Source organism: Methylophilus glucosoxydans (genome assembly GCF_042676145.1).
GTDB lineage: Bacteria > Pseudomonadota > Gammaproteobacteria > Burkholderiales > Methylophilaceae > Methylophilus > Methylophilus glucosoxydans.
Map to the genome: position 1 here is coordinate 255,043 of NZ_JBHTJW010000001.1, position 24,921 is coordinate 279,963.

The following is a 24,921-nucleotide window of genomic DNA, read 5'->3' on the forward strand; positions in this document are numbered from 1 at the left end:
CTTGGCATCCTTTTTTTATTGCTGAGTTGGTGTTTTAAAACTTGCCATGCTCTAAATCTTATTATCCAGGCCCATCTGGTAATACTTATGCACAATCTTCTCCTGGTTTTCTAACAACCAGTCTATGCTAGGCTCATTACGCAACGCTTTCTGAATCGCCTTAAAAGTCGCCTCACGGTGAATATCAAACAGGGCTTTATGGTCGATCTTTTCCTGTTCCAGAATAGCCGGGCTCAGCCACACTGAGACGATAATACCCAGATCATTGGCTTTCTCTTTCGGGATATCGCCGCTACGCACCGCATCGAGCACACCGTTGGCAATCGCACCTTGCACGGTGCCCATCAAAATATTGGTGTAACGCGGATCTTTCACTGTCACCTTACTCACCATCAGCGTCGCTGGGCGCACCATAATGTCGGTGTTCATAATCGCCAGTACGCGGGTATGGCCTTTGACCTGGTCGCCCAGCAGGTTGGCAAATGCTGTGCCCATCGGGCCGTTCATTTCACCAATCGCCACTTCGGGTTCAGCGGCCGTGCCGGGCGGGCCGCCTGCCACCAGTGCTTCACCCACACGCATAATAATTCGATCATTAGACATCTTTGGAGCTCCTTTGCTATCAATGTATTGCAACATGGTAGGGGAATTCTCCCACAATGGCTAGTTGCATGCGCTCGGTATCGCGGTTTTACCGCTTGAGGCACCAAGCGCGTGCATGAATTTAATAACCATTAACGCTTGAAGAAAAGCAGGTTCTAGGGAATAATCTAGCCTTTCCGTAAAAGGCTGGTTTTCTGGCTTTTTTAAAGAATTCAATCAAGGTTTTGCAGCTTTTTGTGTAAGACCGTTCACTTTCACTCTAGGGAGAAAACAATGGCAACTCGTGTCGACTTGTGCAACGCCATCCGTGCTCTGAGCATGGACGCTGTACAAAAAGCAAACTCCGGCCACCCAGGCGCACCTATGGGCATGGCTGAAATTGCTGAAGTATTGTGGAACCACAATCTGAGCCACAACCCAAACAACCCACAATGGGCTAACCGTGACCGTTTCGTATTGTCCAACGGCCATGGCTCTATGTTGATCTACTCCTTGTTGCACCTGACTGGTTACGATGTGACCATGGACGACATCAAGTCTTTCCGTCAATTGCACTCCCGTTGCGCTGGTCACCCAGAATACGGCTACGCACCAGGCGTTGAAACAACTACCGGTCCATTAGGCCAGGGTATTGCGAACGGCGTTGGTTTTGCCATGGCAGAAAAACTGCTGGCTAGCCAATTCAACAAGCCAGGCCACGACATCGTTGACCACTACACATACGTGTTCCTGGGCGACGGCTGTATGATGGAAGGCGTTTCTCACGAAGCTTGCGCACTGGCTGGTACATGGGGCCTGGGCAAACTGGTAGCTTTCTGGGATGACAACGGTATTTCTATCGACGGCCACATCGAAGGCTGGTACACAGACGACACCGCAGGCCGCTTCAAAGCATACGGCTGGCACGTTGTTTCAGTAGATGGTCACGACCAGGCGGCGATTCAAAAAGCCATTGACGAAGCGAAATCAGTCACTGACAAACCATCACTGATCTGCTGCAAAACCATCATCGGTAAAGGTTCTCCAAACAAATCCGGTTCACACGACTGCCACGGTTCCGCATTGGGCGAAGCTGAAGTTGCAGCAACCCGTGCTGAAATCGGCTGGCCACACGAGCCATTCGTGATTCCTGCTGACGTGTACGAAGGCTGGAACCAAAAAGACAAAGGCGCAAAACGCGAAGCTGACTGGAACGCCAAGTTCGACGCTTACGCTAAAGCCTACCCAGCAGAAGCTGCAGAATTCAAACGCCGTATGGCCGGTGAATTGCCAGCTAACTGGAAGTCACTGACTGACGCAATCATCGCTGAAACGAACGAAAAAGCTGAGAAATTGGCTACTCGTCAAGCTTCACAAAAAGCAATTACAGCGTTGGCGCCAATCTTGCCAGAATTCCTGGGCGGTTCAGCTGACTTGACAGGTTCTAACCTGACAGCGGCTAAAGAATTCAAACACGTGAGTGGTAAAGAGCCAGGCAACTACATCTCTTACGGTGTACGTGAGTTCGGTATGGCTGCCATCATGAACGGTATGGCATTGCACGGTGGCTTGTTGCCATACGGCGGTACTTTCCACATGTTCTCTGACTACATGAAAAACGGCATGCGTATGTCTGCGTTGATGCATCAACGTGTGATCTACGTGCTGACCCACGACTCTATCGGTCAAGGTGAAGACGGTCCTACCCACCAACCAGTAGAAAACACTTCTGGTCTGCGTATGATTCCTCGTATGGATGTATGGCGTCCAGCTGACTCTACAGAAACAACCGTTGCATGGGTTGCTGCAGTAGAGCGCACTGAAGGCCCAACCAGCTTGGTATTGAGCCGTCAAGCAGTGCCAGGCATCAAGCACGATGCTAAAGACTTTGAACTGATCCGCAAGGGTGGCTATGTATTCTCTGACGCTGCAGGTAAAGCGGATGTGATCATCATTGCTAACGGTTCCGAGTTGGATCTGGCAATTCAAGCGGCTGCTGAATTGAACGCTGCGGGTACTAAAGTGCGTGTGGTTTCCATGCCATCCACCAACGTATTCGACCGTCAAGACCAGGCTTACAAAGACAGCGTATTGACTCCAGGCGTTAAACGCGTGGCTGTTGAAGCTGCTCACCCAGACTTCTGGCGTAAGTATGTAGGTATTGAAGGTGCCGTTGTTGGTATCGATACCTTCGGCGAATCCGCACCAGGCGGCGCACTGTTCAAACACTTCGGTTTCACCGTAGAGAATGTTGTGAACACAGTGAAATCTGTTTTGTAATTTAGACCAGATTGCTGCATAAAAAACCGCTTCCTCGTGAAGCGGTTTTTTTTCGCCTATATGCCGTGAAACAACCCATCCACGGCAAGGTTACTCTTGCTTAGCCTGTGAGCAAATTCACTTGTACATTCACAATCAACTTAGGCTGAATATTGGGGCCGATAAAGCTACCCGCCACTGGCGGGATCGTTTCCGGGTTACGGGATACCGCCACGGCAATATGTTGTGTGCCGGTCACCTTGCCTGCGGTGGGGTCAAAGCCTTTCCAGCCGGTGCCTGGCAAATACACCTCAGCCCAGGCATGCGTGGTGGCGTTACCGGCCTCAGTCGCCGGGGCATGCAAATAGCCACTGACAAACCGGCTGGCTAGTCCCAAGAGGCGGCAAGCTTCAATAAACAAGGTGGCATAGTCACGGCAAGAGCCACTCAGCTTATTCAAGGTGGTGGCCGGGGTCTGCACGCCAGGTTCTTCGCGAATCTGGTAGCGAAACTGGGTATAAATCGCCTGATTCAGGCGGGTCAGCAGTTCAAATGTATTGATGCTGCCGTTTCTCAGCCCCAGTTGTAGCAGCCACTGGCTCACCGTATCTTGGTCATCCATAAAAGTGGGTCGCTGAAAAGCCGCCAGGTCTTCCCAGTCAGCCTGCGCATAGGCAAACGGATAATTCACCGCATAGGGTTCAATCCAAAAGTCCAGTGGGGCCTCTTCATAGTGTTGAATCACCACTTCACTTGCAATGGTGAGTCTGTCGCTCGCTTGCAAAAAGGTGACAGCCGCCAGCGAGTTATCAAACACATCGCGATACCATTTGATCTGATAGGCCGGCGTAATGTTAAGGATGGAAGACTCGATACGCAAATCGTGCCCCTCACGCGGCCGCAGCAATAAATAATGCTGCTGCAGTGTGACTGTGCTCGAGAAGAGATATTCAGTCAGATGTTTGATTCTTAATCGTTTCATGGTGTGTTTCTCGCGCCGCTTAAATCGGTGCGGCGGCCAGTTGCGTGACCCGCACCTGCATCAGCGCGGGGTACAAGGCCGGGCCAAACTGATTAAAAATGGCAACATCGGCCGCATCGCGCCCATAGGCCACAGTAATGCGTCCGCCCATGGATTCTGACTGGCTCGGGTCAAACGTGTACCATCCCCCATTCACATACGCTTCAAACCAGGCATGAAAGTCCATCGGTTGTAGCCCGTGCAAATACCCCACCACCATGCGTGCCGGGATGCACAACCCTCGGCACAAGGCGATGCCCAAATGCGCCAGCTCACGGCAAACGCCTTCGCGCTGCTGATTCACCTCAACCGCAGACAGCTGAAAATGTGGAGAATCCGGATTAAAACGAATATTCTGGCGTATCCATTGTTCGATGGCCTTTACCTGATCGTATCCAGGCAGCACATTGGCGACAATTTGCTGGCCCAGATCAATGAATTTATCTGACTCACAATAGCGTGACGGCAGTAAATAAGTCAGCACATGGTTAGGCAAATGCTGAACCTCTTCAAACCGCCCGCCGGGGGCAGTCTCAAGCTTGTCAGCGGTCAAAATATCCGCCGATGTGCTGATATAAAACTCACCCACAGGCGCAATCAAGCGCTGGCAAAGATTGCCATAAGTGTCGGTATACTCTTCCACCGGCACACTGGGCTTAAGCGTATAAGACTGCCGAGCCACCCACTGATGCACCCCACTGCGCGGCCTCAGCATCAAAATAAACGGTGTGGGAATACTGACAACAAAGCTGATATCACATTCAGTACGTAACCACATGTGCAATCCTTAAGTGATGCAAGCCAACCCATTCTAGCCTGCTTTCAAGGCATATGTGCAAAAGTGAATGAATAACTAAGACATATCAATAATAACCCTGTAAAATTTATGGTTTTACAGTTTTAGCCAGAAAGTTTTTTATGTCATTGCCAGCCTGCCCAAAATGCCAATCCGAATACACCTACGAAGACGGTGATAACTACGTCTGCCCAGAGTGCGCGCATGAGTGGAGCAAAGTGGCCACTGCCGAGTCAGAAGAAGTCAAAGTCGTGCGCGATGCCAACGGCAACGTGCTGCAAGATGGCGATACCATCACCGTGATCAAAGACCTGAAAGTCAAAGGTTCTTCATCAGTCGTTAAGGTCGGCACCAAAGTGAAAAACATCCGCTTGGTCGATGGTGATCATGATATCGACTGCAAAATCGATGGCTTTGGCGCGATGAAGTTAAAGTCGGAATTTGTGAAGAAAGTTTAGTACACTTTAGATCTCACATAATAGAAAACCGCCCTCATAGGGCGGTTTTCTATTATCCATAAACTAATTAGCTAAATTTCTTCTGCTTTCCAGTTTATGTATCTGCACAAGCCTTCCATGTCAGGGAATATGGTTTGATAACTTACACCAAGCGTGTCCAAATCTTTGAGAATTTCTTTCCTGCTTTCTGGATTCACTTTGACTTTTACCATACCTTCCGCGTGATGTTCTTGTTCGCCTAAAGGTATAAATTTTCCATGTTTTCTGGATGGCGAGTGTACTGTAAGCCATCCATCTTGAGCTATTACTCTTGAGTCCTCCAAGCGAGTTCTTAGTATAGATATTTGGATATGATCTTTAGTGTTACGAATTGATTCTCTGTCTAAATGGTCGATTCCCCAGTGCGGAAGCAAAATGTACACATGAGGTTTATTTTGAGGATTATTCTCGTAACAAGCAAACCAAATTGCAACCAAAGGGTTGCTAGTCCAGTCAAGCAGTCTTGTAGCAAGTCCATAGTGTTGCGCTAAGGTAAGTAGGCCCCATACATCTAGTTGTGAAATATCTTTATGTCTGTGTCCTCGAATTTTCAGCTCGGTCAACATAAAAGATTCTTTTTCCAAGACTTGGGATGAATCGTTATTTCTTGCGATTTTTGGCAATAACGGAAAATCTTGGCTTTGCCCGCGATAAAGTGGCTCAGAGTCTTGCCTTACTTGATTGTCTCTGTCTTTGTGTTTTAATCTTACTTCACTGACTAATTTTAAATATTCAGTCAAAGTGTTTATGACCTCAGTCCTCATATATTTCCCTAAAGCTTTTATCTACAAATCGCTTTGGCATATCGATTAGTGAAATATTTTTTGATGGTATATACAACTCATAGCCTTCTTCGGTACTACTGAAATCTAAGATTGCTGCGGTTTCGAGTTGTATGTGGAATAAGAAATGAGCAAGCTTTTCTGCTTCAATAAGGTGAGATTGAACGTTGCCATTTATATCGTGGATATGTGTTTGTGTCAGTAAGTCTCTTACTAATTCGTGGTCTAAATCGTGTACTTCGGTGAAGGTATCTATATCTTTCTTAGAGTAATCTGATATCTCTTCATTTTCATACAAATCAATTCCATCTTTCTGTGCGCAAAATGCTTCTAATGCTTTGTAAAATTCACCAGGCATGCCACTGTAGTCATCAGGCGGGTACCAGTCGTTATTAGGAGGGTCTGCATTGTCATCTAAGAGCCATATATGTTTTAAACGAGATGGCTCAAATGCTAAGGTTCTATTATTGAGAGTGTCTAGAACTATCCACTCATTCTTGAGTTCGTAATTAGTTAATATGCTTGACACTCGGCTTGCTGTATTTATGGTAATGGGAAGCCAGTGAGTTTTAGCTTGGTTGATAACACCGATACCGATGTGCCCCCACCAACCATCTAAGACGCTATTGTCATGGAAAATATGATACTCGTTACTACTTAGTTCTGTTTTATTGCCGATTATTGCTTCTCTTAAATCGTCAGAAGATAAACCAAAGTAATAAGCAAGGCTGCTAAGGTCATTGCTTGTAATTTTCTTGGGCGACTTTTCCCACTTTTCTATATTTTTAAGATCAATGTTAACGGTTTCAGCCAGCTTTGCTTGGCTAATGCCAAATGATTCTCTTATTTTCTTTAATATAGACAATTTATAGCTCTCGTTAACAAATTTAACCCACAGCTTAATAGGCCTCAAGTAAGCACGCTAAATTATATAGAAAATTAATAGGCTAAATTAAATCACGGTCCCTTAATAGATTAAAAGGAACCAGCAAATTAGCTTCATAATATTTTCAAATTTCCTCTTTTCCTACACTCTTTACAGTAACTGTCTGATACCACTATCTTCCTCAAAAATTATCATTTAATTGCTAAAAATTTAAATTAAATGAGGAGGCTGTATGTCGTCGTTCGTTATATATCTCATCGGCTTTGCAATTTTGATTGGTGGCATTGCATGGGCGTTGGTAGAAACGGGTGTGCCGCATTTGTACATTGTGATTGCTTCAGTGATTCTCACGGGTATCGGTATATTAAAGACAGTGTCACATACCAGAACTAAGGATATTTCCCGGAACTAAGCAGGCTCGGAGGCGTTCAATCTAGCTACTGTTGATAAATTTGCGAAGTAGATTGCAATGAACAATTTTAATAAAACTGATTTGAAGTTAGATGGGCTGGAGATTAATGGCTTGTATCTTGAGGATGTGTTTTCGGTGTGGGAGCATTTTGATAAAAACGCGAATAAGTACTTCACCGTTTTTATGATCAATAACTCCCGCATCACTGTGCCAGCAACTGAAGCTAATGCAGCATTACTGTATGAGAGCGGCCATCCTGTCTCTGAGTTTGTGGTGAACGATGGCGTTGTGGATGAGCTTGAGGTTGCGACCTAAGCTAACTGAATCAATTGGATACGTGTAATTTATCTGGACTCGCCTATTTTTCTTATGGGCATTAGAGAGCCCTCATTTAGCAGTCAACCTGTGGCAACTCATGCGCTTTTGAAGATTTAGCCAAACGCAAAAAATAAGCAACCTGCTCGACCCATTGCAACCGTTGCAACGGCGTTAAAGCCATAAAGGCCCGCAAGCGTTCTTCACTGACATGGTAAGTTCTGTCGGCTGGATTAAAAGGCGCGTTCATAGTGATTTTATTTTCTCTAAATGTTCAATATCACTTAGGTCTATCGGGCGGGCGGCAGCACGTTTCATTGCAATTAAATCATCCACGCAAGCGACTGCGACTGATACCTCACCCAAGTTAAATTGCACAGCGCGAGTATGCATCTCGTGAAAGTCTAAAGGTGGAAACAATAGGATATCAATCGTCACCCCCGCCAGGTCTGGTGTGCGTAATGCAAATGCCAGCATGTTTTTTTCAGTGTGCCATTGCCGCAATAACGAGAGATTGGTTAGGCTCTCTAAAGGTACAGGTGCAACGGGCGTTAGTTGCAGCGCTTTTGCCAATTGCAACAAGCCTTCAAGATTTTCTGGCTGCATGGCGACCGTGATATCCACATCCATGGTTGCCCGCTCAACGCCATGTAAAGAAACAGCCAAACCACCGATCAATAGGTAGTCGACATCAAATTTTTGCAGGGCGGCAAACAGATCTAAATAAAACATAGCTGCAGTTTAAAGCAGGTGGCTTAAAAAAAGAATTGCTTTTAATTTTGTGCTGTTCATCAAGTATTGATTTGGTGTGTTAATCAAAAGCCTCAATCAATTGAATGATGATTTCATGGAAAACCGTAGCCAATCGGATTAAACCAATTCAAAGAAGGCAACTCTCAAATATAATCCTTACTTAACTCTTAAAACTCTCAGGTAAATCCATGCGAACCGAAAACGCTGTTGCACCAAAAACTATCTACCTCAAAGACTACACGCCCGCGCCTTATCTGGCGAAACAGGTGAATTTGAGTTTTAACCTGTTGCCGGGCAAGACGATTGTGACCTCTGAAGTGAGGTATGTGAAAAACCCGGTGGGGGTATCGAGCGACTTGGTGCTGGATGGAGAAGAGCAGACGATTGTTTCAGTGGCAAAAAATGGTGTGCCATTGAGCGATTACACGGTGGCCGATGGGCAGATGACGATTGCGAGTCCGGGTGATGAATTCACGCTTACTATTGTGAGCGAGATTAACCCCGAGGCGAATACGGCGCTGGAGGGCTTGTATCAGTCACAAGGCACGTATTGCACACAGTGCGAGGCAGAAGGCTTTAGACGCATTACGTATTATCAGGACAGGCCGGATGTGTTGAGCGTGTTTACGGTGCGCATTGAGGCGGATGCCAAGGCGTATCCGGTGATGTTGTCGAATGGTAATTTGCAGGAAGAGGGCGGCTTGCCGGATGGCAGGCATTACCGTGTCTGGCATGATCCGTTCCCTAAACCTTGCTACCTGTTTGCACTGGTGGCGGGCGACTTGGTGCGGGTGGCGGATACGTTTACCACCATGACGGGACGCAACGTAGATTTGCACATTTATGTGCGTGCGGGCGACGAAGGCCAGTGTAGTCATGCCATGGAGTCACTGAAAAAGTCGATGAAGTGGGACGAAGAGGTCTATGGCCGCGAGTATCAGCTCGACCTGTTTAATATTGTGGCGGTGAGCGACTTTAATATGGGCGCGATGGAAAACACCTCGCTCAACGTGTTTAACACCGCGCTGGTGCTGGCGCATCAAGAGACCGCGACCGATAGCGATTTTATGAGCGTGGAGGGCGTGATTGGTCACGAATACTTCCATAACTGGACGGGTAACCGAGTGACTTGCCGTGATTGGTTCCAATTGTCCTTGAAAGAAGGCTTTACCGTGTTCCGTGACCAGGAGTTTAGTGCAGACTTGAACTCGCGTGCGGTGCAGCGGATTGACGATGTGAACGGTTTGCGCCGTTTGCAGTTCCCCGAAGATGGCAGTCCACTGGCGCACTCGGTGCAGCCGGACCAGTTTATCGAGATTAGCAACTTTTACACCAAAACCATCTACGACAAAGGTGCTGAGCTGATTCGCATGCAGCATACCTTGCTTGGGCCACAGACCTTCCGCAAGGCCACCGATTTGTACTTTGACCGTTTTGACGGCCAGGCGGTGACCTGTGATGATTTTGTGCAGTGCATGGCAGAAGCTTCTGGCCGTGACATGACGCAGTTTTTCAGGTGGTATAAACAGGCAGGCACGCCCACCTTGGTCGCCAGCAGCCATTACGATGCGGCCCAGCAGCGTTATACGCTAAGCTTTAAACAATCGCAGCCGGAGACGCCGGGTCAGACCGACAAGCAGCCCTTGCATATCCCGATTGCGGTGGGTTTACTGGCCGCGGACGGCCGTGAGATTGTGCCTACGCAAGTGCTGGAAATGACGGCCCGTGAGCAATCATTCACTTTCGATGGCATCGCTGCCAAACCAGTGCCTTCGATCCTGCGTGGCTTCTCGGCACCGGTCAAACTGGAGACCGATTTAAGTGACGATGACTTGCGCCTGTTGCAGGTGCATGACACCGATGGCTTTAACAAATGGGAGGCCGGGCAGACGCTGGCGCTGCGCACCATACAGCGCGTGATGGCAGACCCACAGGCGGATATTAGCCAGTTTATTGCCGATGTCGGCACCTTGATTGCGCAAGGCTTGAGCGGGCAGGGTGACAAAGCCTTGCTGGCGCGCGCCTTGAGTTTGCCCATGATAGGTGTGATTGGCCAATATCAGCCGGTGATAGACCCGGCAGCCATTGATGCGGCGCGTAGCAGCATCCTCACTCAGATCAAGCGTGCGCATAAAGACGCTTTGGCCGCGCTGTATGAGGCCAACGCCAATCCGGGCGAGTTCACCATTACCCCGCAAGCCATGGGCCGCCGTACTTTACAGGCCGCCGTGTTAGAGATTCTGACCACCACCAATGGCACTGGTTGTGCTGCACGCGCCAAAGCGCATTACGACGCAGCAGATAATATGACGGATCGGGTGACTGCATTGTCGTGCCTGTCTGACAGTACACAGCCGCAACGGGCCGAGGTGTTTGCAGACTTTTATACCCGCTTTGAAAAGTATCCGCTGGTGGTTGACAAGTGGTTCTCATTGCAAGCGATTGCCAACCGCGAGCAAATTTTTGATGACCTCGCCTCATTGCGCGCACACCCCGATTTCAACATCAAAAATCCTAACCGCGTGCGTTCACTGTATAGCGCGTTTGCCATTAACAATCCGGTCAAGTTCCATGATCCTAGCGGCAAAGGGTATGCCTTTTTGCGTGATGCAATTATCGAGCTCAATAGCATCAACCCGCAAATTGCCGCGCGCCTTGTGACGCCGTTGCGTGAGTGGAAGCGCTACACACCTGCCTTGCAGGCGCAGATGAAAGCGGCGCTACAAGCGGTGCTGGATACGCCTAATTTGTCGGGTGATGTGTTTGAAGTGGTGAGTAAGAGCTTGAATGGCTAAAAAAAGCGGAGTTTAAGCTCCGCTTTTTAAATGGTCTGCTCGCACTATTTCCCCATGGCCTCGCCCAGGCGTATCGGTTTGCCTGGGTGCCAGCTGGCATTAAACTCCAGCACGTCTTTTTCAAACAGCATCACCACGGTAGAACCCAACAGGAAACGACCCATTTCTTCGCCTTGTTTCAAGATGATGTGTTGGTTGCTGTAATCCCAATGGATGACTTTGCCCGGACGAGGCGGGTTGATAATGTGGTCTTTGGCATCGTGCCAAACGGTCGCCATGCTGCCGACAATCGTCGCACCGACCAAAACCAGCACAAACTTGCCATGCTGGGCGGATTCAAACGTACAGACTACGCGCTCGTTACGCGCAAACAGGCCGGGCACATTGGCGGCTGTGAGTGGATTCACTGAGAATAAATCGCCAGGCACATAGGTCATGCTCAGCAGTTTTCCAGCGCATGGCATATGGATGCGGTGATAATCTTTGGGGCTTAGATACAGGCAGGCAAAACGACCACTGTCAAAGTTTCCAGCTAAAGCAGCGTCGCCACCGACCAATGCCTGCGCTGTGTAATGATGGCCTTTAGCCTGAAAAATCTGGCCGTTTTCAACTTTGCCAAACTGGCTGATGGCGCCATCCACCGGGCATACAAAGGCATTATTTGCCAAGGGCCGGGCATCCGGTTTGAGTGGGCGCGTGAAGAACAGGTTAAACGTTTTGTAGCTGCTGATATCGCCGTTGAGTGCTTCTTCCATATTCACATGGTATTTGCGCACAAACCAGCCGATAAACGCCGTGGTCAGGCCAGCCGCCTGCCAGTGCGCCAGTTTGCCGGCAGCGGCGGTGAGGAGTTGTTTGGGGGCAATGTATTGCAGCAGAATGGCGAGTTTCACTTCTTTCCCTTATTGAGTAGCGCTTGGTTGTTGCAAGCACTTGTTTTTATCATGTCTTTATTCATGATTTTACAAATAAAAAAGCACAGGCGATACATCGGCCTGTGCTTTTTACCTATGGCTGGATTAATTTGTCATCAACCCAACCTTAGGTACTGATTCAAGGTCTAGAATTAGTTCTTAGACTGATCAACCAGTTTGTTTTTCGCAATCCAAGGCATCATGGCGCGCAGTTTGTTACCCACTTGCTCAATTGGGTGAGCAGCGTTCAAACGACGGCGAGCCGTCATTTCTGGGTAGTTGGTGCGGCCTTCCAGGATGAACTGTTTAGCGTAGTTACCATTCTGGATGTTTTTCAGGCATTGACGCATAGCCTCTTTGGACTGGCTGTTGATCACTTGTGGGCCTGTCACGTACTCACCATACTCCGCGTTGTTGGAGATGGAGTAGTTCATATTGGCGATGCCGCCTTCGTACATCAGGTCAACGATCAGTTTCAACTCGTGCAAGCATTCGAAGTAGGCCATTTCTGGCGCATAGCCAGCTTCAACCAGGGTTTCAAAACCGGCTTTCACCAGTTCAACCGCGCCACCACAGAGTACGGCTTGTTCGCCGAACAAGTCAGTTTCTGTTTCTTCGCGGAAGTCAGTTTCAATCACGCCACCTTTGGTGCCGCCGTTGGCTGCTGCGTAAGACAAAGCGATTTCTTTGGCTTTGCCTGAGGTGTTTTGGTAAACAGCGATCAATGAAGGTACGCCGCCGCCTTTGAGATATTCGGAACGCACGGTGTGGCCTGGGCCTTTAGGGGCGATCATGATCACGTCCAGGTCTGCGCGTGGCACGATCTGGTTGTAGTGAATGTTGAAGCCATGTGCGAATGCCAGTGCTGCGCCTTTTTTCAGGTTAGGCGCGATTTCGGCATTGAAAATTTCTGCCATGGTTTCGTCTGGCAGCAATACCATGACCACGTCAGCGTCTTTAACCGCTGCTGCGATCTCTAAAGTGGTGTGACCAGCGCCTTCGGCTTTGGCCCAGGAGCCGCCGCCTTTACGCAAACCAATGGTGACATTCACGCCGCTGTCGCGCAGGTTGGCTGCGTGTGCATGACCTTGGGAACCGTAGCCCACAATCGTCACTTTTTTGCCTTTGATAATGCTTAAGTCGGCGTCCTTGTCGTAATAAACGTTCATCTCTGCTTTTGCCTTTCAATACAAATGCTTTGTCTGTAAAAAATAATTCCGGTTAAACCTTGAGGATGCGGTCGCCACGACCAATGCCGGAAGCACCCGTACGCACGGTTTCAAGAATCGCGCTGCGGTCTATGGCTTCAATAAACGCATCCAGTTTGCTGCAAGAGCCGGTAAGCTCAATGGTGTAGCTATTGTCGGCCACATCGATAATACGGCCGCGGAAAATGTCGCACATGCGCTTCATTTCGTCTTTATGGACGCCGGTGGCTTTGACCTTGACCAGCATCAGTTCGCGCTCAATGTGCTTGCCATCGTTGAGATCCAGCACCTTGACCACGTCAATCAACTTGTTGAGTTGCTTGATAATTTGTTCAATCACATCATCGGAGCCTGTGGTCACAATCGTCATGCGAGACAGGGTAGGGTCTTCGGTGACCGCCACCGTGAGTGATTCAATGTTGTAACCGCGGGCAGAAAACAGGCCGGCCACGCGTGACAGGGCGCCTGCTTCGTTTTCCATCAGCAGTGAAATAATGTGACGCATTATTCTTCCCCTTTCAGGCGGCTGGCCGTGCGTGGGCTCAATACCATTTCTGACAGGCCCTTGCCGTTTTCAACCATCGGGAAGACGTTTTCTGTTTGGTCGGTTAAAAAGTCCATAAATACAAATTTGTCTTTTCTATCAAACGCTTCTTTCAGGGCGCCTTCTACATCCGCCGGATCGGTGATGCGCATGCCAACGTGGCCATAAGACTCTGCCAGTTTGACGAAGTCAGGCAGGCTATCCATGTAGGATTCTGAGTAGCGGTTCTCGTAGAAGAACTCCTGCCACTGACGCACCATGCCCAGGTAACGGTTATTCAACAGAATGACCTTGATCGGCAGGCCGTATTGCGCACAGGTGGACAGCTCCTGGATGTTCATCTGGATACTGCCTTCGCCGGTCACGCAGGCGACTTGTGCATTTTTGTCGGCAAACTGACAGCCCATGGCGTATGGCAAGCCCACGCCCATGGTGCCCAAGCCGCCGGAGTTGATCCAGCGACGTGGCTTGTCGAACTTGTAGTATTGCGCCGCCCACATCTGGTGCTGGCCCACGTCAGAAGTCACATAGGCTTCGCCTTTGGTGACCTCCCATAATTTCTGGATCACGTACTGTGGCTTGATCACGGTGTCTGAATAGGCGTAATCCATCGACTGGATGCCGCGCCATTCATTGATTTGTGACCACCAGTCGGCGGTGTCTGTGCTCTGGTTTTCTTCTTGCGCCAGAATCTCGTTCATGTCAGACAGCACGGATTGCACGTCGCCAACAATCGGCACGTCAACCTTGACGCGTTTGGAGATGCTGGACGGGTCGACATCAATATGAATGATGGTGCGTTTGTGGCTGCTAAAGTGCTTGGGATTGCCAATCACGCGGTCGTCAAAACGCGCGCCAACCGCCAGTAACACGTCACAGTGCTGCATGGCCATATTGGCCTCATAAGACCCGTGCATGCCCAGCATGCCGACAAACTGTTTGTCAGTGGCAGGGTAGCCACCCAACCCCATCAGGGTGTTGGTGACCGGGAAATTCAAAGCCTTAGCCAGTTTTACCAGCTCAGCCGCACCATTACCCAATACCAGGCCACCGCCGGTGTAAATCATCGGACGTTTTGCACTCAGCAACAGCTTGACCGCTTTTTTGATCTGGCCGCTATGGCCTTTCAAAATCGGGTTGTAAGAACGCATCTCTACCGTTTTTGGGTAGATAAAATCAGCCACGTGCGCCGTGATATCTTTAGGAATATCCACGACCACTGGACCGGGACGGCCGGTTTTGGCGATGAAGAATGCTTTCTTGATGGTCGGCGCAATGTCTTTAACGTGCTTGACCAGGAAGTTGTGCTTCACGCACGGGCGGGTCACCCCCACCATGTCGACTTCCTGGAAGGCGTCCATGCCAATCGCTGGCACCGGGACCTGACCACTGATCACCACCAGTGGAATCGAATCCATATAGGCAGTGGCAATGCCGGTTACCGCATTGGTCGCACCTGGACCGCTGGTGACCAAGGCAACACCGACATCCCCTGTTGCACGTGAGTAAGCATCTGCCGCATGCACAGCCGCTTGCTCGTGACGCACCAGAATGTGCTTGAAGCCATTCTGTTTATATAAAGCATCATAGATATGCAAGACCGCACCACCTGGATAGCCAAAGACGAATTTGACTTTTTCTTCATTCAGGCAGGAGACAACAATGTCCGCACCTGTCATGGATTTGGCGTGGGTGTCTGTCGCAGAGTGGGCTGAGGCGTCCATAAAACCTTGATTTTTCGGCTAATAAATGTTGAACCCTATACATTAACTTGCTTTACTAATTTGGTCAAGATTTCGCGCTGACCGTACCCGACTTTCAGTGATGCCGGGGTCAATATTGCAATCCCTGCAATCAATAGTTGACTTTATAAATGAGAAACATTATCATTTGCATAACAGTTAACGAGAGGCATACACGCCATGCAAAGTTTACAAGGCGCATCACCCAGCCAGTTGTTCGATCCTGACTTGCCGACCGCAAGTGCGGTGCTGGTTTCGCTGAGTTGTGTGGCAACGCGATATGCCATGAATCCTTCTGAGGATTTGGCCTTGTTGGGTTGCAGTCTGGCCCAGACCTTGAATGCGCCTGAGTATGCAGAGAGTGGTTTGATTACCTCGGCGGCCAGGCAATTGTTGCGTGAATGGCAGGAGTTGTTGCAAGCGCATCAAACCTTTGCCATGCAGCAAGCGGTGTCTGAATTTGTGACGCCGTCGGCCACCATGCAGTGATGGGCGCAAGGGCGCAGGCACTCGTTGCATTAAGTAGTGTACATCGCATACAAAAAACAAAAGATTAAGAAAGGCAGTATTGAAATGGCAAGAACCACCGGACCTCGACTCAAGATTATGCGCGCCCTGGGCGTGGAGTTGCCAGGGTTGTCACGCAAGTCGATTGAAGATAGACCCAATCCGCCTGGCCAGCATGGTCAGCAGGCTTCGCGTCGTCGTCGCTCGGATTTTGCCGTGAAGTTGGTGGAGAAGCAGAAGATCCGCTTTAACTATGGTGTGAGCGAGAAGCAAATGCGCAAGCTGATGCTGGAAGCGCGTAAAGGTTCGGAGCCTACCGGTGACAAATTGATGTCTTTGCTTGAGCGCCGTCTGGATAACGTGGTGTTCAGGGCTGGTTTTGCGCCGACGGGCATTGCTGCGCGCCAGTTGGTCAATCATGGGCATGTGTTGTTAAACGGCAAGTCTGTCAATATTGCTTCCGTGCGTTTGAAAGTGGGTGATGTGGTCACGCTCAAAGAGAAAAGTCGCAAAATTCCGATGGTGGCCGAGTCGATGGCGACGCCCAGTCTGACCATCCCCGAGTGGTTATCTGTGGATACGACGACCGCCTCGGCAAAAATTGGTCACTTGCCATCCATTGAGGATGTGCCGTTCCCGATTGAAGTGCAGCAAGTGGTTGAATACTACGCTAACCGCGTTTAATTTCGCGTGCAGGTGCAAGCCTGCAGGCCAATGAATTTGAGTGGTGCTCCTAACCCCAACATGTCACTGCTCAAATAGGCGTGTTTTTAATGCGCCAAATTACCCCTGGTAAGGGTGTTCCTTGAAATCTGATGCCGCAGTGCGCAAGCATGTAAGTCGGCTTTTTTTTGGACTGGATTGTAGATGACGAATCGCTTGCAGCCTGAGTTGAATCAAGGGCAAAATGCCGCCAACGCGACTCAGACCGGCGTGCCTGTGGTGGATGCCAATGAATTGCTGGGGAAGCGCGGCGTGGTAGCCATTATGCATGGTCGTGATGAGTACCGACTCACCCGGACCAGGCAAAATAAATTGCTGCTGACCAAGTGTCAGGACAATATAGGGCATGGCGTCTCTTCATGATTAAGAGCGCGTTGGGTGTGGTGAAATATCAATGTGAAGCAGGCAACCAGCAGGTTGCCTTCAGCACTTTAATAAACAGTCTTTTTGTAGGAGATGGACGCTAATGGCGCAACGTGAGTCTTTGCGTGGGTTGTCGTTGAAGCCCGCCCGGATGTCGGCTACCAGCTTACCTGAGTTGAGCTTGCATAAGCGGCAGTTGGGCGAGCTGGCGGGGGTGTTCCGCTGGTCAGTATTGGCGACTGAACAGTTGCTCATACGTGACCGCCGCCAGGGTTGGCATGCAGTAGGCATGCTGCTGGTGGTCGCGCTGCATGCGCTGGTGATCGCCAGTTTTCTGCTGTTTGAAGAGGAACTCATTGAGTTGCCCAAGCCAGAGCCGATCACGGTATCGTTGATTACCTTGCCTGCAAAAAAAGAGGAGGCGCCTGCGCCAGAGGTGGTGCCCATCATCAAGCAGCAGCCGGTGGTGAAGCCGGTGATCAAACCAAAGGAAACGCCAGTCAAGCCCATAGAGCGACCGGCACCAGTGGTGGAACGGATCACGGAAACCACGCCAGATCAGCCCAAGTTTGAAGCCAGCACCCAGCCTGCCGCGCCGCCGCTGGAAGCACCGCAAGCGGCTGCCCCAAGCAAGCCCGCACCTGCGCCTGCTGCGCCACCCAAGCACGAGGTGGAAGAAAAAGAGGAGCCGCCAAAGTTTGGCGTGGCTTACCTGAACAACCCGGCGCCGGAATATCCGCGATTGTCACAGCGCGCCGGTGAAGAGGGGCGCGTGTTGCTCAGGGTGCTGGTGTCGGCAGAAGGCCACCCGGAGTCGGTAGAGATTTTTAAAAGCAGTGGCTATGAGCGGCTGGACAAGGCGGCACTCAATGCCGTCAAGCAATGGCGGTTTGAGCCAGCCCGCAAAGGCGGCAAGGCGCTCAGTGCTTTCGTCAATGTGCCATTGTCTTTCTCACTCACACAAAATTAAATCAGTTTTTATTGAAAGGAACGTTTGATGCAATCAACTAGTGGTTTGGCATTTATTACCGAGGGTGGGGTTGTCTCGGTCATCGTGGCGCTGGTGCTGCTGACCATGTCGGTCATGAGCTGGTATTTTATTGTGGTCAAGGCTTGGCAAGTCTTCAAGCACAAGCGCGAAGTCACGGCTTATGTAAAGCAGTTCTGGCGCAAAGCAACTTTGCAAGAGGCCCTGCAGGATACGCAGATGCAATCACCAGCGTTCCGCCTGGCGCTGACTGCCGTGGAATCTACCCAGCACCATCAGCAACATGCCAGCCAGTCTCTGGGCGCGGCTTGCAGCCAGGATGAGTTTGTTGCACGCCAGTTGCGCCGTACCTTGTCGCAAGAACAGGCAGGCATGGAGAGCGGGTTGTCTGTGCTTGCTTCTGTGGGCAGCGTGGCTCCGTTTGTTGGTTTGTTTGGGACGGTGTGGGGGATTTATCACGCGCTGACCGCGATTGGCCAATCCGGCGTGGCGACCATCGACAAGGTGGCCGGCCCGGTTGGTGAGGCTTTGATTATGACGGCGATTGGTCTGGCGGTGGCGATCCCGGCTGTGTTGGCCTATAACGCCTTTATCAAGGCGAATCGCAGTGTCATGGCCGAGCTCGAGAATTTTGCGCAAGACTTGCATACCTTGCTGACTACGGGTGCGCCATTGATGATCAAGCAAGGTCAGAAACCTGCCAATGTGACTGAGCTGCACGCTAAAGTCGCAAGCAAAGGTGGCAACCTATGATGGGGCAAAATCCTTTTAGCGCGGGTGAACACACCCAGCCCATGAGTGAAATCAACACCACGCCGCTGGTCGATGTGATGCTAGTCTTGCTGGTGATTTTTATCATTACTGCGCCCTTGCTGACGCATGCGGTCAAGATTGATTTGCCTCAGGCCACCTCGCAGCCACTGGAGGAAAAGCCGGAAGTGATTGACCTAGCGGTGGATGCAGACGGTAAGCTGTTCTGGAACGATAGCGAAATCCAGGCGCCAGAGTTGGCTGCCAAGTTGCAGGAAGAAGCAGGCAGGCAGCAACAGTCCGAGTTGCAGATTCGCGCAGATAAAAACACCCGCTATCAAGTGCTGGCCGAGGTGTTGGCCAAGGCGCAAACGGCAGGCATGAAAAAAATTGGCTTTGTCAGCCAGCCGCAACCTTGATTCAAATTCATCTGAGTTAACCATTGCATATGAAACAGCAAACCATCCGCCGCTGGGCATGGATCCATAAATGGAGCAGTCTGGTCTGTACAGCATTCATGTTGCTGTTATGCCTGACCGGTCTGCCCCTGATCTTTATGCATGAGCTGCATCATCTGCTGGGTGACCAGATTGAAACGCCCGTGATCAGTCATGCCGGGCCCAATGCCAGCATGGATAGCCTGATGGCGGCGGCCAAAGCCCGTTACCCCAAGCTGGTGCCGCAATATATGTACCGCGAAGACGACGAGCCCTTGCAATGGGTGGTCCGCTTGGGTGCGACGCCGACTGACATCACGAATACCCACAACGTGGTACTCGATGCGCGTACGGCACAGGTATTGGGTGAGCCCAAGGATGACGAAGGCTTTTTATATGTGATGTTCAAGCTGCATGTTGATTTATTCGCGGGCTTGCCTGGCATGTTGTTTCTGGGGTTGATGGGCTTTTTGCTGTTGATTGCCCTTATTTCTGGCGTGGTGCTGTATGCGCCTTTCATGCGCAAACTGCCGTTTGGCGAGATCCGTCACCAGCGTGGCGACAAGCTCAAGCGCCTTGATATCCATAACTTTCTGGGCATCGTCACGCTCTGCTGGTTGCTGGTGGTGGGGGCGACCGGCGTGATCAATGCCTGGTCGGATTTGCTGATTAAATACTGGCAATTTGACCAAATGGCGCAAATGGTCGCGCCCTATAAAAACCTGCCTCCACCGACAGCGTTTGCCTCACTGCAGCAGTCTTTGCAAGTGGCGCAGCGTGCCGAACCCGAGATGCAATTAGGCTTTATCGCCTTTCCAGGCACGCCTTATACCAGCCGGCATCATTATGGCATTTTCATGCGTGGCGATAGCCCGCTGACCAAGCGCCTGTTCAAGCCCGTGCTGGTCGATGCACAGACCGCACAGCTGACCGATAGTCGACCGCTGCCCTGGTATCTGGTGGGCTTGCTGGTATCGCAGCCGTTGCATTTTGGCGATTATGGTGGCATGACCTTGAAGTGGATTTGGGCGGTGCTGGATGTATTGAGTATTGTGGTGTTGTGGACCGGGCTCAAGCTCTGGTGGAAAAAGCGCCACCAATATGTGCCGGATATTCAAACGCGCATCATACTCAGTGAGGCGAGTTGAGCATCCGGTTTGATGAATAGCGTTTTTGTGAATATCGACACTGTTTGTGAAATTAAACCTCTGGGGTTTCAACGGCGATGTCTCAATAGGCGAACATGAATCATGGTCACACATCTGTTTATGCAAAGTAAATCACTGTCACAAATCTTTTTATGGCCGCTGGTTATTGGCCTCATCACTGTTCTGGGCCTGGTGACTGCCTTGCTGGTAGATGATGCCCGCGAATTGCTGTCGGATGCAGCGGTGGCGCTGCCGATTGTGATTAGCCTTTATTACTATCTTTGCAAGCCGCGCTTGCTTGCCCGTTTTTTGCCCGGCCAGCCTGGGCGCGCCCGCAAGTAAGTCTTTTTTTGATTGCCCCGCAAGCTGCTGGGCTGTCTTTAGTTTAGCCAGCCACCGAGTCGTCACTCCAGTAGCCAGCCAGTTTTTAAATTGGATGATTGGAGCATAGATGAAACTCACTTTTAACCCCCGCCTTTCCGCGAGCCAGCCTTCTTTTTCAGCGCGCTTATTGTTAAAAGCCGCGCCGCTCGCCGTGGTTGCCAGCACTTTATTACTACAAGCCAATGCGCAGGCCGCAGACCATTGTGAAGTCACGGTAGAAGCCACGGATGCCATGAGCTATAACGTCAAGGAAATTGCTGTGCCCAAAGCCTGTGCCTCTTTTGCCATTCGCTTGAAGCATACCGGCACCATGGCTAAAAACATCATGGGCCATAACCTGGTGATCAGCAAACAGGCAGATGAACAGGGCGTATTGCAGGATGGCATGAAGGCAGGCATCGCCAAGTCTTTTGTCAAACCGCAGGACAGTCGCGTGCTCGCCGCCACCCAGGTGATTGGCGGTGGTGAGAGTGCAGAGACCAGCCTTACACCCAAGCAGCTGGATGCATCAGCCAGTTATGTCTTCTTTTGCTCATTCCCCGGCCATGCCTCAATGATGAAAGGCACGCTCAAGCTGATCTAGTCCTTGCAGAACCTGCCTGCACCGGCAGGTTCAAATGGGCACAGGGCCCAGTTGCGGGCGGTCACTTTGTTTCTTACTGGCAGTAAAAGCAAAGCGTTACCGCGGCTAAAACATGATGAGTGCGTTTGAGGAGAACACGATGCAAGACACACAAAAATTACAGGCCGTTGGCACTGAAGCCAATGCGTTCCACCGGCAGTTTCAATCCCTGCAGTTAGCGACCACCAGTGATCAGGGATGGCCTGAAGCCAGCTATGCCACTTTTGTCGAGCACGAGCAGCGGTTTTATATTTATGTGAGTGAGTTGGCCGCCCATTGCGCCAATTTGCAACATCACGGTCGTTGCTCGGTGATGTTCATCGAAAGCGAGCAGGCAGCCAGCCATCCATTTGCCAGAAAGCGTCTTGTGCTGCAATGCCAGGCGCAAGAAGTGCCTAGGGATGAAGCTACGTTTGTATTGGTGATGGATCAGTTTCATGCCAAATTTGGCAAATTTATGGAAGTGATCGCCAAACTGACGGACTTTCACCTGTATGCCTTAACACCGTTAGAGGGCAGCTATGTGGCTGGCTTTGCCAAAGCCTATCGCCTGACCGGCCAGGATTTATCTGAGGTGGCGCACCGTAACGAACAAGGCCATCGTGCGCCAGATAGCGCCAGTCAGGCGGATCTGGATGCGTTGGTTTGATGGCATGGATAAGCAGAAAACACGTATTCATGCCATGAATGCTTCAGTGGCGGCCAGACGGCAATTTTTACAGCAAGCGGGTGCATTGGGAATCACAGCCCTATTGCCCCAGTCTTTGGTGTGGGCCGCAGACACCGAGCCCGCGAGCCAGCGCATCGTCAGTATCGGCGGTGCTTTGACAGAAATGATATATGCACTCGGTGCCAGCCAGACCTTGGTCGGTGTAGATACCACTTCGCTTTTTCCGGCGGCGGCCACCAGGTTACCCAGTGTTGGCTATGCACGCACCTTGTCCAGCGAAGGGATTCTGGCATTGGCGCCGACCCTGGTAGTCGCCACTGAAGATGCCGGGCCCCCAGCCGTGCTAAGGCAAGTTCAGGCGGCAGGTGTGCCGCTAAGTATTCTGGCGGCGCATGACCGCTTTGAAGGCGTGGTAGATCGTATGCAACAGCTTGGGCATTTACTTGATCGTACGCCAGCGGCGACGCAATGCGTAGACAAACTCAAAGCCGACTGGCAGCGTGTGCGTGCGCCGATTCTGGCACGTAAAGGGCAGGGCCCACGTGTGCTGTTTGTGTTGTCACACGCCCCCGGCCAGGTCATGGTGGGAGGGCAGGGGAGCAGTGCCGAGGCCATGTTGCATTATGTGGGCGCACGCAATGCGGTGCAGGGCTTCCAGGGCTTTAAGCCCTTGACGCCCGAGGCCGTGATTGCGGCGCAGCCAGAGGTCGTTTTGTTCACAGAGCAAGGGCTGGCGGTGGTGGGTGGAGTCGAAGGCGCACTGCGGCTGCCTGGCCTGGCGCAGACGCCTGCCGGGGAGCATCGCCGGATTGTGGCGCTGGAAGCCATGTTCATGCTAGGGTTCGGGCCACGATTGCCGCAGGCCGTCGCCGCACTTGATCAATTGCTCGGCAAGGCCATGACCCTATGATCAGCGCAACCGCCTGGCCGGTCTTCTGCGAGCGCCTAACCACCCGTTTTGCAACATATCCTTCCTGGGGTTTGGGTCTTGTCTTGCTGATCCTGCTCGCATTGTCGGCCTGGGCGGGGGCCGTCCCCGTGACGTTGGCTGACTGGCGCATCGGCTGGTTGAATGACCCCTCTCATCCGCTCACAGGCGGTGCTTATGTGCTGTGGAATCTGCGATTGCCGCGCATTCTGTTTGCGGCACTGGTTGGGGCTGCCTTGGGATTGTCAGGCGCGCTCACGCAAGGCCTGTTTCGTAACCCGCTGGCCGATCCGGGGTTGCTGGGGGTGAGTAGTGGTGCCGCCTGCGCGGCGGCGTTAACTATTGTGCTGCTGGCTGGCTCGGGAATAGAGATTCCCATCACTTTACGCTATTGGCTGTTACCACTGACGGCTTTTTTCGGCGCGGTAAGCGTCTGCTTTTTGCTGGATGGCGTGGCGCGCTGGCTCACGGCTGATTCGATTGCCGGATTGTTACTGACCGGAATTGCGCTCAATGCGCTGGCTACCGCTGTCATAGGCTTATGCACCTATCTGGCGACGGATGAACAGCTGCGTAGCCTCACGTTCTGGACGTTAGGGTCGCTGGCGAGTGCCAGTTGGCGGCTGGTGCTGTTGTTGTCGCTGTTGTTAATCGGCGCGTTGGCCTATATGCAACGGCTGGTGAACGCCATGAATGCACTCGCGCTCGGTGAGGCCGCCGCCACCCATGTCGGCATTCACGTGCGTCAATTACGCCGCCGTGTCATTGTGCTGGTGGCGCTATTAAGCGGGTTTGCCGTCGCCTGGTGCGGCATGATCGGTTTTATCGGCTTGGTCGCCCCACATATTGTGCGTTTATTGATCGGGCCTGATCAGCGTCGTCTAGCCCCCCTTGCCATGCTGGTTGGCGCCATCCTGTTGCTATTGGCTGATACAGCGGCCCGTACGCTGGCGATTCCCGCAGAAATTCCAGTTGGGATTTTTACGGCATTGCTGGGTGCGCCGTTCTTCTTGCTATTGCTCGGGAGCCTCAGAAAAGGCGGTCATCTATGAGTTATCGCGCTGCACATTTGCTCGAGCTGCAAGCCGTGACACTCAAATTGGGAGGCCATGTTTTTGGTCCGTTTTCGATGACCGTGCAGCCAGGTGAACGGATTGCGGTGCTCGGACCCAGTGGCGCCGGTAAATCCACCTTGCTCAAGTTGCTCGCGCGCGAGTATTTGCCCAGCAGTGGCCAAGTCAGGCTGCGTGAGCGCTGTTTGACAACGTGGTCACTGGTCGACTTAAGCCGCCAACGCGCCATCTTGCCACAGTCGCATGAGGTCGCCTTTGGGTTGCCCGTTGAACTGGTGATTGGTCTTGGCCGGGTCGCCAGAATGGTCGATCCTGATTTAAATGTGATAGTGCGTCAGGCGGCAGAACTGGCGTGTGCCCGGCACTTGCTGCCGCGCCGGTTCGATACCCTGTCCGGTGGCGAAAAGGCGCGCGTCCATCTCGCCAGAGTGTTTGCGCAATTGTGGGATATCGAGCAAGGCCTGTTGCTGGTAGATGAGCCGATGGCGGCGCTCGACCCCGGCTTGCAGTGGCAACTGATGGCTGCCATGGACCAATTTGCCCGCCAGCGTGGGCATGCGATTTTCGCTATCTTGCATGATATCAATCAGGCCTTGCAGGGATTCGACCGGCTCGTGCTGATTAAAGACGGGCGTCTCATCGGCGATTATCCGCGCAGGCAAATTGCCCTGTCGACGCTGGCTGCTTTGTACGAAGTTAATTTGGTCAGTGCGGTCACTGAGCAAGGGCAAATGCTGGTTGCCCCCGAGGCGGCCCTAGTCACTTCTGTTGATTTTATGAATGATAATTGTTATCATTCAATGTATTAATGCAAGCCAACGA

The 24,921-nt window shown here is 51.4% G+C and carries 28 protein-coding genes; 17 read left to right on the forward strand and 11 right to left on the reverse strand.

From position 1 onward, the window contains the following. Positions 1–51 precede the first annotated feature (51 nt). Complete coding sequence (gene fae, locus ACFQ1T_RS01240) at positions 52–603, reverse strand: formaldehyde-activating enzyme (protein ID WP_313988680.1); 552 nt, start codon at positions 601–603, stop codon at positions 52–54. A 273-nt stretch (positions 604–876) separates the two neighbouring features. On the opposite strand from fae, the gene tkt reads away from it, so the two are divergent. Then, on the forward strand, positions 877–2,862 hold the full coding sequence (tkt, locus tag ACFQ1T_RS01245; RefSeq protein ID WP_313988683.1) for a transketolase: 1,986 nt from the start codon (positions 877–879) through the stop codon (positions 2,860–2,862). Positions 2,863–2,962: 100 nt separating this feature from the next. Here the strand turns inward: tkt and ACFQ1T_RS01250 are convergent, their stop codons facing one another. Together ACFQ1T_RS01250 and ACFQ1T_RS01255 are read right to left on the reverse strand one after the other, a co-directional pair. Then, positions 2,963–3,823, reverse strand: a complete 861-nt coding sequence (locus ACFQ1T_RS01250; RefSeq protein WP_379073459.1) for a transglutaminase family protein — start codon at positions 3,821–3,823, stop codon at positions 2,963–2,965. 19 nt (positions 3,824–3,842) lie between these two features. After that, positions 3,843–4,640, reverse strand: a complete 798-nt coding sequence (locus ACFQ1T_RS01255) for a transglutaminase family protein (protein WP_275356588.1) — start codon at positions 4,638–4,640, stop codon at positions 3,843–3,845. A 140-nt stretch (positions 4,641–4,780) separates the two neighbouring features. Between ACFQ1T_RS01255 and ACFQ1T_RS01260 the strand changes: the two genes are divergently transcribed. Beyond that, the gene (locus tag ACFQ1T_RS01260) at positions 4,781–5,116 is read left to right on the forward strand and encodes a zinc ribbon domain-containing protein YjdM (RefSeq protein ID WP_379073460.1); all 336 of its coding nucleotides are present in this window, start codon (positions 4,781–4,783) and stop codon (positions 5,114–5,116) included. A gap of 71 nt (positions 5,117–5,187) precedes the next feature. Here ACFQ1T_RS01260 and ACFQ1T_RS01265 read toward each other — a convergent pair whose 3' ends face one another. Next, a complete protein-coding gene (locus tag ACFQ1T_RS01265) occupies positions 5,188–5,895 on the reverse strand; it encodes an FRG domain-containing protein (protein ID WP_379073461.1) in 708 nt (235 codons plus the stop codon). A gap of 13 nt (positions 5,896–5,908) precedes the next feature. Next, entirely contained in the window at positions 5,909–6,802 is an 894-nt protein-coding gene (locus tag ACFQ1T_RS01270; RefSeq protein ID WP_379073462.1) for a helix-turn-helix domain-containing protein, read from the reverse strand. 490 nt (positions 6,803–7,292) lie between these two features. Between ACFQ1T_RS01270 and ACFQ1T_RS01275 the strand changes: the two genes are divergently transcribed. Beyond that, the gene (locus ACFQ1T_RS01275) at positions 7,293–7,550 is read left to right on the forward strand and encodes a hypothetical protein (protein WP_049639322.1); all 258 of its coding nucleotides are present in this window, start codon (positions 7,293–7,295) and stop codon (positions 7,548–7,550) included. 76 nt (positions 7,551–7,626) lie between these two features. Here the strand turns inward: ACFQ1T_RS01275 and ACFQ1T_RS01280 are convergent, their stop codons facing one another. Both ACFQ1T_RS01280 and ACFQ1T_RS01285 read right to left on the reverse strand, forming a co-directional pair. Next, positions 7,627–7,800, reverse strand: coding sequence for a hypothetical protein (locus ACFQ1T_RS01280; RefSeq protein WP_379073463.1), 174 nt, complete (start codon positions 7,798–7,800; stop codon positions 7,627–7,629). Next, positions 7,797–8,282, reverse strand: coding sequence for a nucleotidyl transferase AbiEii/AbiGii toxin family protein (locus ACFQ1T_RS01285; RefSeq protein ID WP_379073464.1), 486 nt, complete (start codon positions 8,280–8,282; stop codon positions 7,797–7,799). The genes ACFQ1T_RS01280 and ACFQ1T_RS01285 overlap by 4 nt, the downstream gene beginning before the upstream one ends. 209 nt (positions 8,283–8,491) lie before the next feature. Between ACFQ1T_RS01285 and pepN the strand changes: the two genes are divergently transcribed. Next, a complete protein-coding gene (gene pepN, locus ACFQ1T_RS01290; protein ID WP_379073465.1) occupies positions 8,492–11,098 on the forward strand; it encodes an aminopeptidase N in 2,607 nt (868 codons plus the stop codon). Between the two features lie 44 nt (positions 11,099–11,142). Here pepN and asd read toward each other — a convergent pair whose 3' ends face one another. From asd to ilvB, 4 genes are all read right to left on the reverse strand, one after another. Continuing rightward, positions 11,143–11,991, reverse strand: coding sequence for an archaetidylserine decarboxylase (gene asd, locus ACFQ1T_RS01295; protein ID WP_379073466.1), 849 nt, complete (start codon positions 11,989–11,991; stop codon positions 11,143–11,145). A 173-nt stretch (positions 11,992–12,164) separates the two neighbouring features. Next, positions 12,165–13,181, reverse strand: a complete 1,017-nt coding sequence (gene ilvC / locus ACFQ1T_RS01300) for a ketol-acid reductoisomerase (protein WP_194749235.1) — start codon at positions 13,179–13,181, stop codon at positions 12,165–12,167. Positions 13,182–13,233: 52 nt separating this feature from the next. Further along, entirely contained in the window at positions 13,234–13,725 is a 492-nt protein-coding gene (gene ilvN, locus ACFQ1T_RS01305; RefSeq protein ID WP_018987330.1) for an acetolactate synthase small subunit, read from the reverse strand. After that, on the reverse strand, positions 13,725–15,488 hold the full coding sequence (ilvB, locus tag ACFQ1T_RS01310; protein WP_313985872.1) for a biosynthetic-type acetolactate synthase large subunit: 1,764 nt from the start codon (positions 15,486–15,488) through the stop codon (positions 13,725–13,727). Before ilvB ends, ilvN begins: the two co-directional genes overlap by 1 nt. A gap of 198 nt (positions 15,489–15,686) precedes the next feature. Here ilvB and ACFQ1T_RS01315 point away from each other — a divergent pair, with 198 nt between their 5' ends. The 13 genes from ACFQ1T_RS01315 (at position 15,687) to ACFQ1T_RS01375 (ending at position 24,908) form a co-directional block, all read left to right on the forward strand. Continuing rightward, on the forward strand, positions 15,687–15,995 hold the full coding sequence (locus ACFQ1T_RS01315) for a hypothetical protein (protein ID WP_194749237.1): 309 nt from the start codon (positions 15,687–15,689) through the stop codon (positions 15,993–15,995). Between the two features lie 84 nt (positions 15,996–16,079). After that, positions 16,080–16,697: a 30S ribosomal protein S4 gene (gene rpsD / locus ACFQ1T_RS01320; protein WP_275356595.1), complete on the forward strand. Its 618-nt coding sequence runs from the start codon at positions 16,080–16,082 to the stop codon at positions 16,695–16,697. A gap of 183 nt (positions 16,698–16,880) precedes the next feature. After that, a complete protein-coding gene (gene hemP, locus ACFQ1T_RS01325; protein ID WP_194749239.1) occupies positions 16,881–17,099 on the forward strand; it encodes a hemin uptake protein HemP in 219 nt (72 codons plus the stop codon). A 103-nt stretch (positions 17,100–17,202) separates the two neighbouring features. After that, the gene (locus ACFQ1T_RS01330; RefSeq protein ID WP_379073467.1) at positions 17,203–18,069 is read left to right on the forward strand and encodes an energy transducer TonB; all 867 of its coding nucleotides are present in this window, start codon (positions 17,203–17,205) and stop codon (positions 18,067–18,069) included. A gap of 27 nt (positions 18,070–18,096) precedes the next feature. Beyond that, positions 18,097–18,840 (forward strand): MotA/TolQ/ExbB proton channel family protein, encoded by a 744-nt coding sequence (locus tag ACFQ1T_RS01335; protein WP_194749241.1) that lies wholly within the window; start codon positions 18,097–18,099, stop codon positions 18,838–18,840. Beyond that, the gene (locus ACFQ1T_RS01340; RefSeq protein WP_379073468.1) at positions 18,837–19,256 is read left to right on the forward strand and encodes an ExbD/TolR family protein; all 420 of its coding nucleotides are present in this window, start codon (positions 18,837–18,839) and stop codon (positions 19,254–19,256) included. Before ACFQ1T_RS01335 ends, ACFQ1T_RS01340 begins: the two co-directional genes overlap by 4 nt. A 29-nt stretch (positions 19,257–19,285) precedes the next feature. Continuing rightward, positions 19,286–20,422: a PepSY-associated TM helix domain-containing protein gene (locus ACFQ1T_RS01345; protein ID WP_379073469.1), complete on the forward strand. Its 1,137-nt coding sequence runs from the start codon at positions 19,286–19,288 to the stop codon at positions 20,420–20,422. 102 nt (positions 20,423–20,524) lie between these two features. Beyond that, a complete protein-coding gene (locus ACFQ1T_RS01350; RefSeq protein WP_379073470.1) occupies positions 20,525–20,764 on the forward strand; it encodes a hypothetical protein in 240 nt (79 codons plus the stop codon). A 109-nt stretch (positions 20,765–20,873) separates the two neighbouring features. After that, positions 20,874–21,389: an azurin gene (azu, locus tag ACFQ1T_RS01355; protein ID WP_379073471.1), complete on the forward strand. Its 516-nt coding sequence runs from the start codon at positions 20,874–20,876 to the stop codon at positions 21,387–21,389. Positions 21,390–21,528: 139 nt separating this feature from the next. Beyond that, a complete protein-coding gene (locus ACFQ1T_RS01360; protein ID WP_194749245.1) occupies positions 21,529–22,077 on the forward strand; it encodes a HugZ family pyridoxamine 5'-phosphate oxidase in 549 nt (182 codons plus the stop codon). Further along, positions 22,064–23,008: a heme/hemin ABC transporter substrate-binding protein gene (locus ACFQ1T_RS01365; RefSeq protein ID WP_313985892.1), complete on the forward strand. Its 945-nt coding sequence runs from the start codon at positions 22,064–22,066 to the stop codon at positions 23,006–23,008. Before ACFQ1T_RS01360 ends, ACFQ1T_RS01365 begins: the two co-directional genes overlap by 14 nt. After that, positions 23,005–24,078, forward strand: a complete 1,074-nt coding sequence (locus tag ACFQ1T_RS01370; RefSeq protein ID WP_379073472.1) for a FecCD family ABC transporter permease — start codon at positions 23,005–23,007, stop codon at positions 24,076–24,078. Before ACFQ1T_RS01365 ends, ACFQ1T_RS01370 begins: the two co-directional genes overlap by 4 nt. Beyond that, positions 24,075–24,908 carry an ATP-binding cassette domain-containing protein gene (locus ACFQ1T_RS01375; RefSeq protein WP_379073473.1) on the forward strand — a complete coding sequence of 278 codons (834 nt, stop codon included), beginning with the start codon at positions 24,075–24,077 and terminating at the stop codon, positions 24,906–24,908. The genes ACFQ1T_RS01370 and ACFQ1T_RS01375 overlap by 4 nt, the downstream gene beginning before the upstream one ends. The last annotated feature ends 13 nt before the right edge of the window (positions 24,909–24,921 follow it).

Coding starts and splice junctions, on each gene's coding strand:
- ilvB (WP_313985872.1), bottom strand. CDS start 15,488: ATGGACGCCTCAGCCCACTCTGCGACAGACACCCACGCCAAATCCATG.
- ACFQ1T_RS01285 (WP_379073464.1), bottom strand. CDS start 8,282: ATGTTTTATTTAGATCTGTTTGCCGCCCTGCAAAAATTTGATGTCGAC.
- tkt (WP_313988683.1), top strand. CDS start 877: ATGGCAACTCGTGTCGACTTGTGCAACGCCATCCGTGCTCTGAGCATG.
- ACFQ1T_RS01350 (WP_379073470.1), top strand. CDS start 20,525: ATGGTCACACATCTGTTTATGCAAAGTAAATCACTGTCACAAATCTTT.
- fae (WP_313988680.1), bottom strand. CDS start 603: ATGTCTAATGATCGAATTATTATGCGTGTGGGTGAAGCACTGGTGGCA.
- ACFQ1T_RS01255 (WP_275356588.1), bottom strand. CDS start 4,640: ATGTGGTTACGTACTGAATGTGATATCAGCTTTGTTGTCAGTATTCCC.
- ACFQ1T_RS01315 (WP_194749237.1), top strand. CDS start 15,687: ATGCAAAGTTTACAAGGCGCATCACCCAGCCAGTTGTTCGATCCTGAC.
- ACFQ1T_RS01360 (WP_194749245.1), top strand. CDS start 21,529: ATGCAAGACACACAAAAATTACAGGCCGTTGGCACTGAAGCCAATGCG.
- ACFQ1T_RS01365 (WP_313985892.1), top strand. CDS start 22,064: ATGCGTTGGTTTGATGGCATGGATAAGCAGAAAACACGTATTCATGCC.
- ACFQ1T_RS01275 (WP_049639322.1), top strand. CDS start 7,293: ATGAACAATTTTAATAAAACTGATTTGAAGTTAGATGGGCTGGAGATT.
- ACFQ1T_RS01250 (WP_379073459.1), bottom strand. CDS start 3,823: ATGAAACGATTAAGAATCAAACATCTGACTGAATATCTCTTCTCGAGC.
- ACFQ1T_RS01340 (WP_379073468.1), top strand. CDS start 18,837: ATGATGGGGCAAAATCCTTTTAGCGCGGGTGAACACACCCAGCCCATG.
- hemP (WP_194749239.1), top strand. CDS start 16,881: ATGACGAATCGCTTGCAGCCTGAGTTGAATCAAGGGCAAAATGCCGCC.
- ACFQ1T_RS01345 (WP_379073469.1), top strand. CDS start 19,286: ATGAAACAGCAAACCATCCGCCGCTGGGCATGGATCCATAAATGGAGC.
- ilvC (WP_194749235.1), bottom strand. CDS start 13,181: ATGAACGTTTATTACGACAAGGACGCCGACTTAAGCATTATCAAAGGC.
- ACFQ1T_RS01375 (WP_379073473.1), top strand. CDS start 24,075: ATGAGTTATCGCGCTGCACATTTGCTCGAGCTGCAAGCCGTGACACTC.
- ilvN (WP_018987330.1), bottom strand. CDS start 13,725: ATGCGTCACATTATTTCACTGCTGATGGAAAACGAAGCAGGCGCCCTG.
- ACFQ1T_RS01335 (WP_194749241.1), top strand. CDS start 18,097: ATGCAATCAACTAGTGGTTTGGCATTTATTACCGAGGGTGGGGTTGTC.
- pepN (WP_379073465.1), top strand. CDS start 8,492: ATGCGAACCGAAAACGCTGTTGCACCAAAAACTATCTACCTCAAAGAC.
- ACFQ1T_RS01370 (WP_379073472.1), top strand. CDS start 23,005: ATGATCAGCGCAACCGCCTGGCCGGTCTTCTGCGAGCGCCTAACCACC.
- ACFQ1T_RS01260 (WP_379073460.1), top strand. CDS start 4,781: ATGTCATTGCCAGCCTGCCCAAAATGCCAATCCGAATACACCTACGAA.
- rpsD (WP_275356595.1), top strand. CDS start 16,080: ATGGCAAGAACCACCGGACCTCGACTCAAGATTATGCGCGCCCTGGGC.
- ACFQ1T_RS01330 (WP_379073467.1), top strand. CDS start 17,203: ATGGCGCAACGTGAGTCTTTGCGTGGGTTGTCGTTGAAGCCCGCCCGG.
- ACFQ1T_RS01280 (WP_379073463.1), bottom strand. CDS start 7,800: ATGAACGCGCCTTTTAATCCAGCCGACAGAACTTACCATGTCAGTGAA.
- azu (WP_379073471.1), top strand. CDS start 20,874: ATGAAACTCACTTTTAACCCCCGCCTTTCCGCGAGCCAGCCTTCTTTT.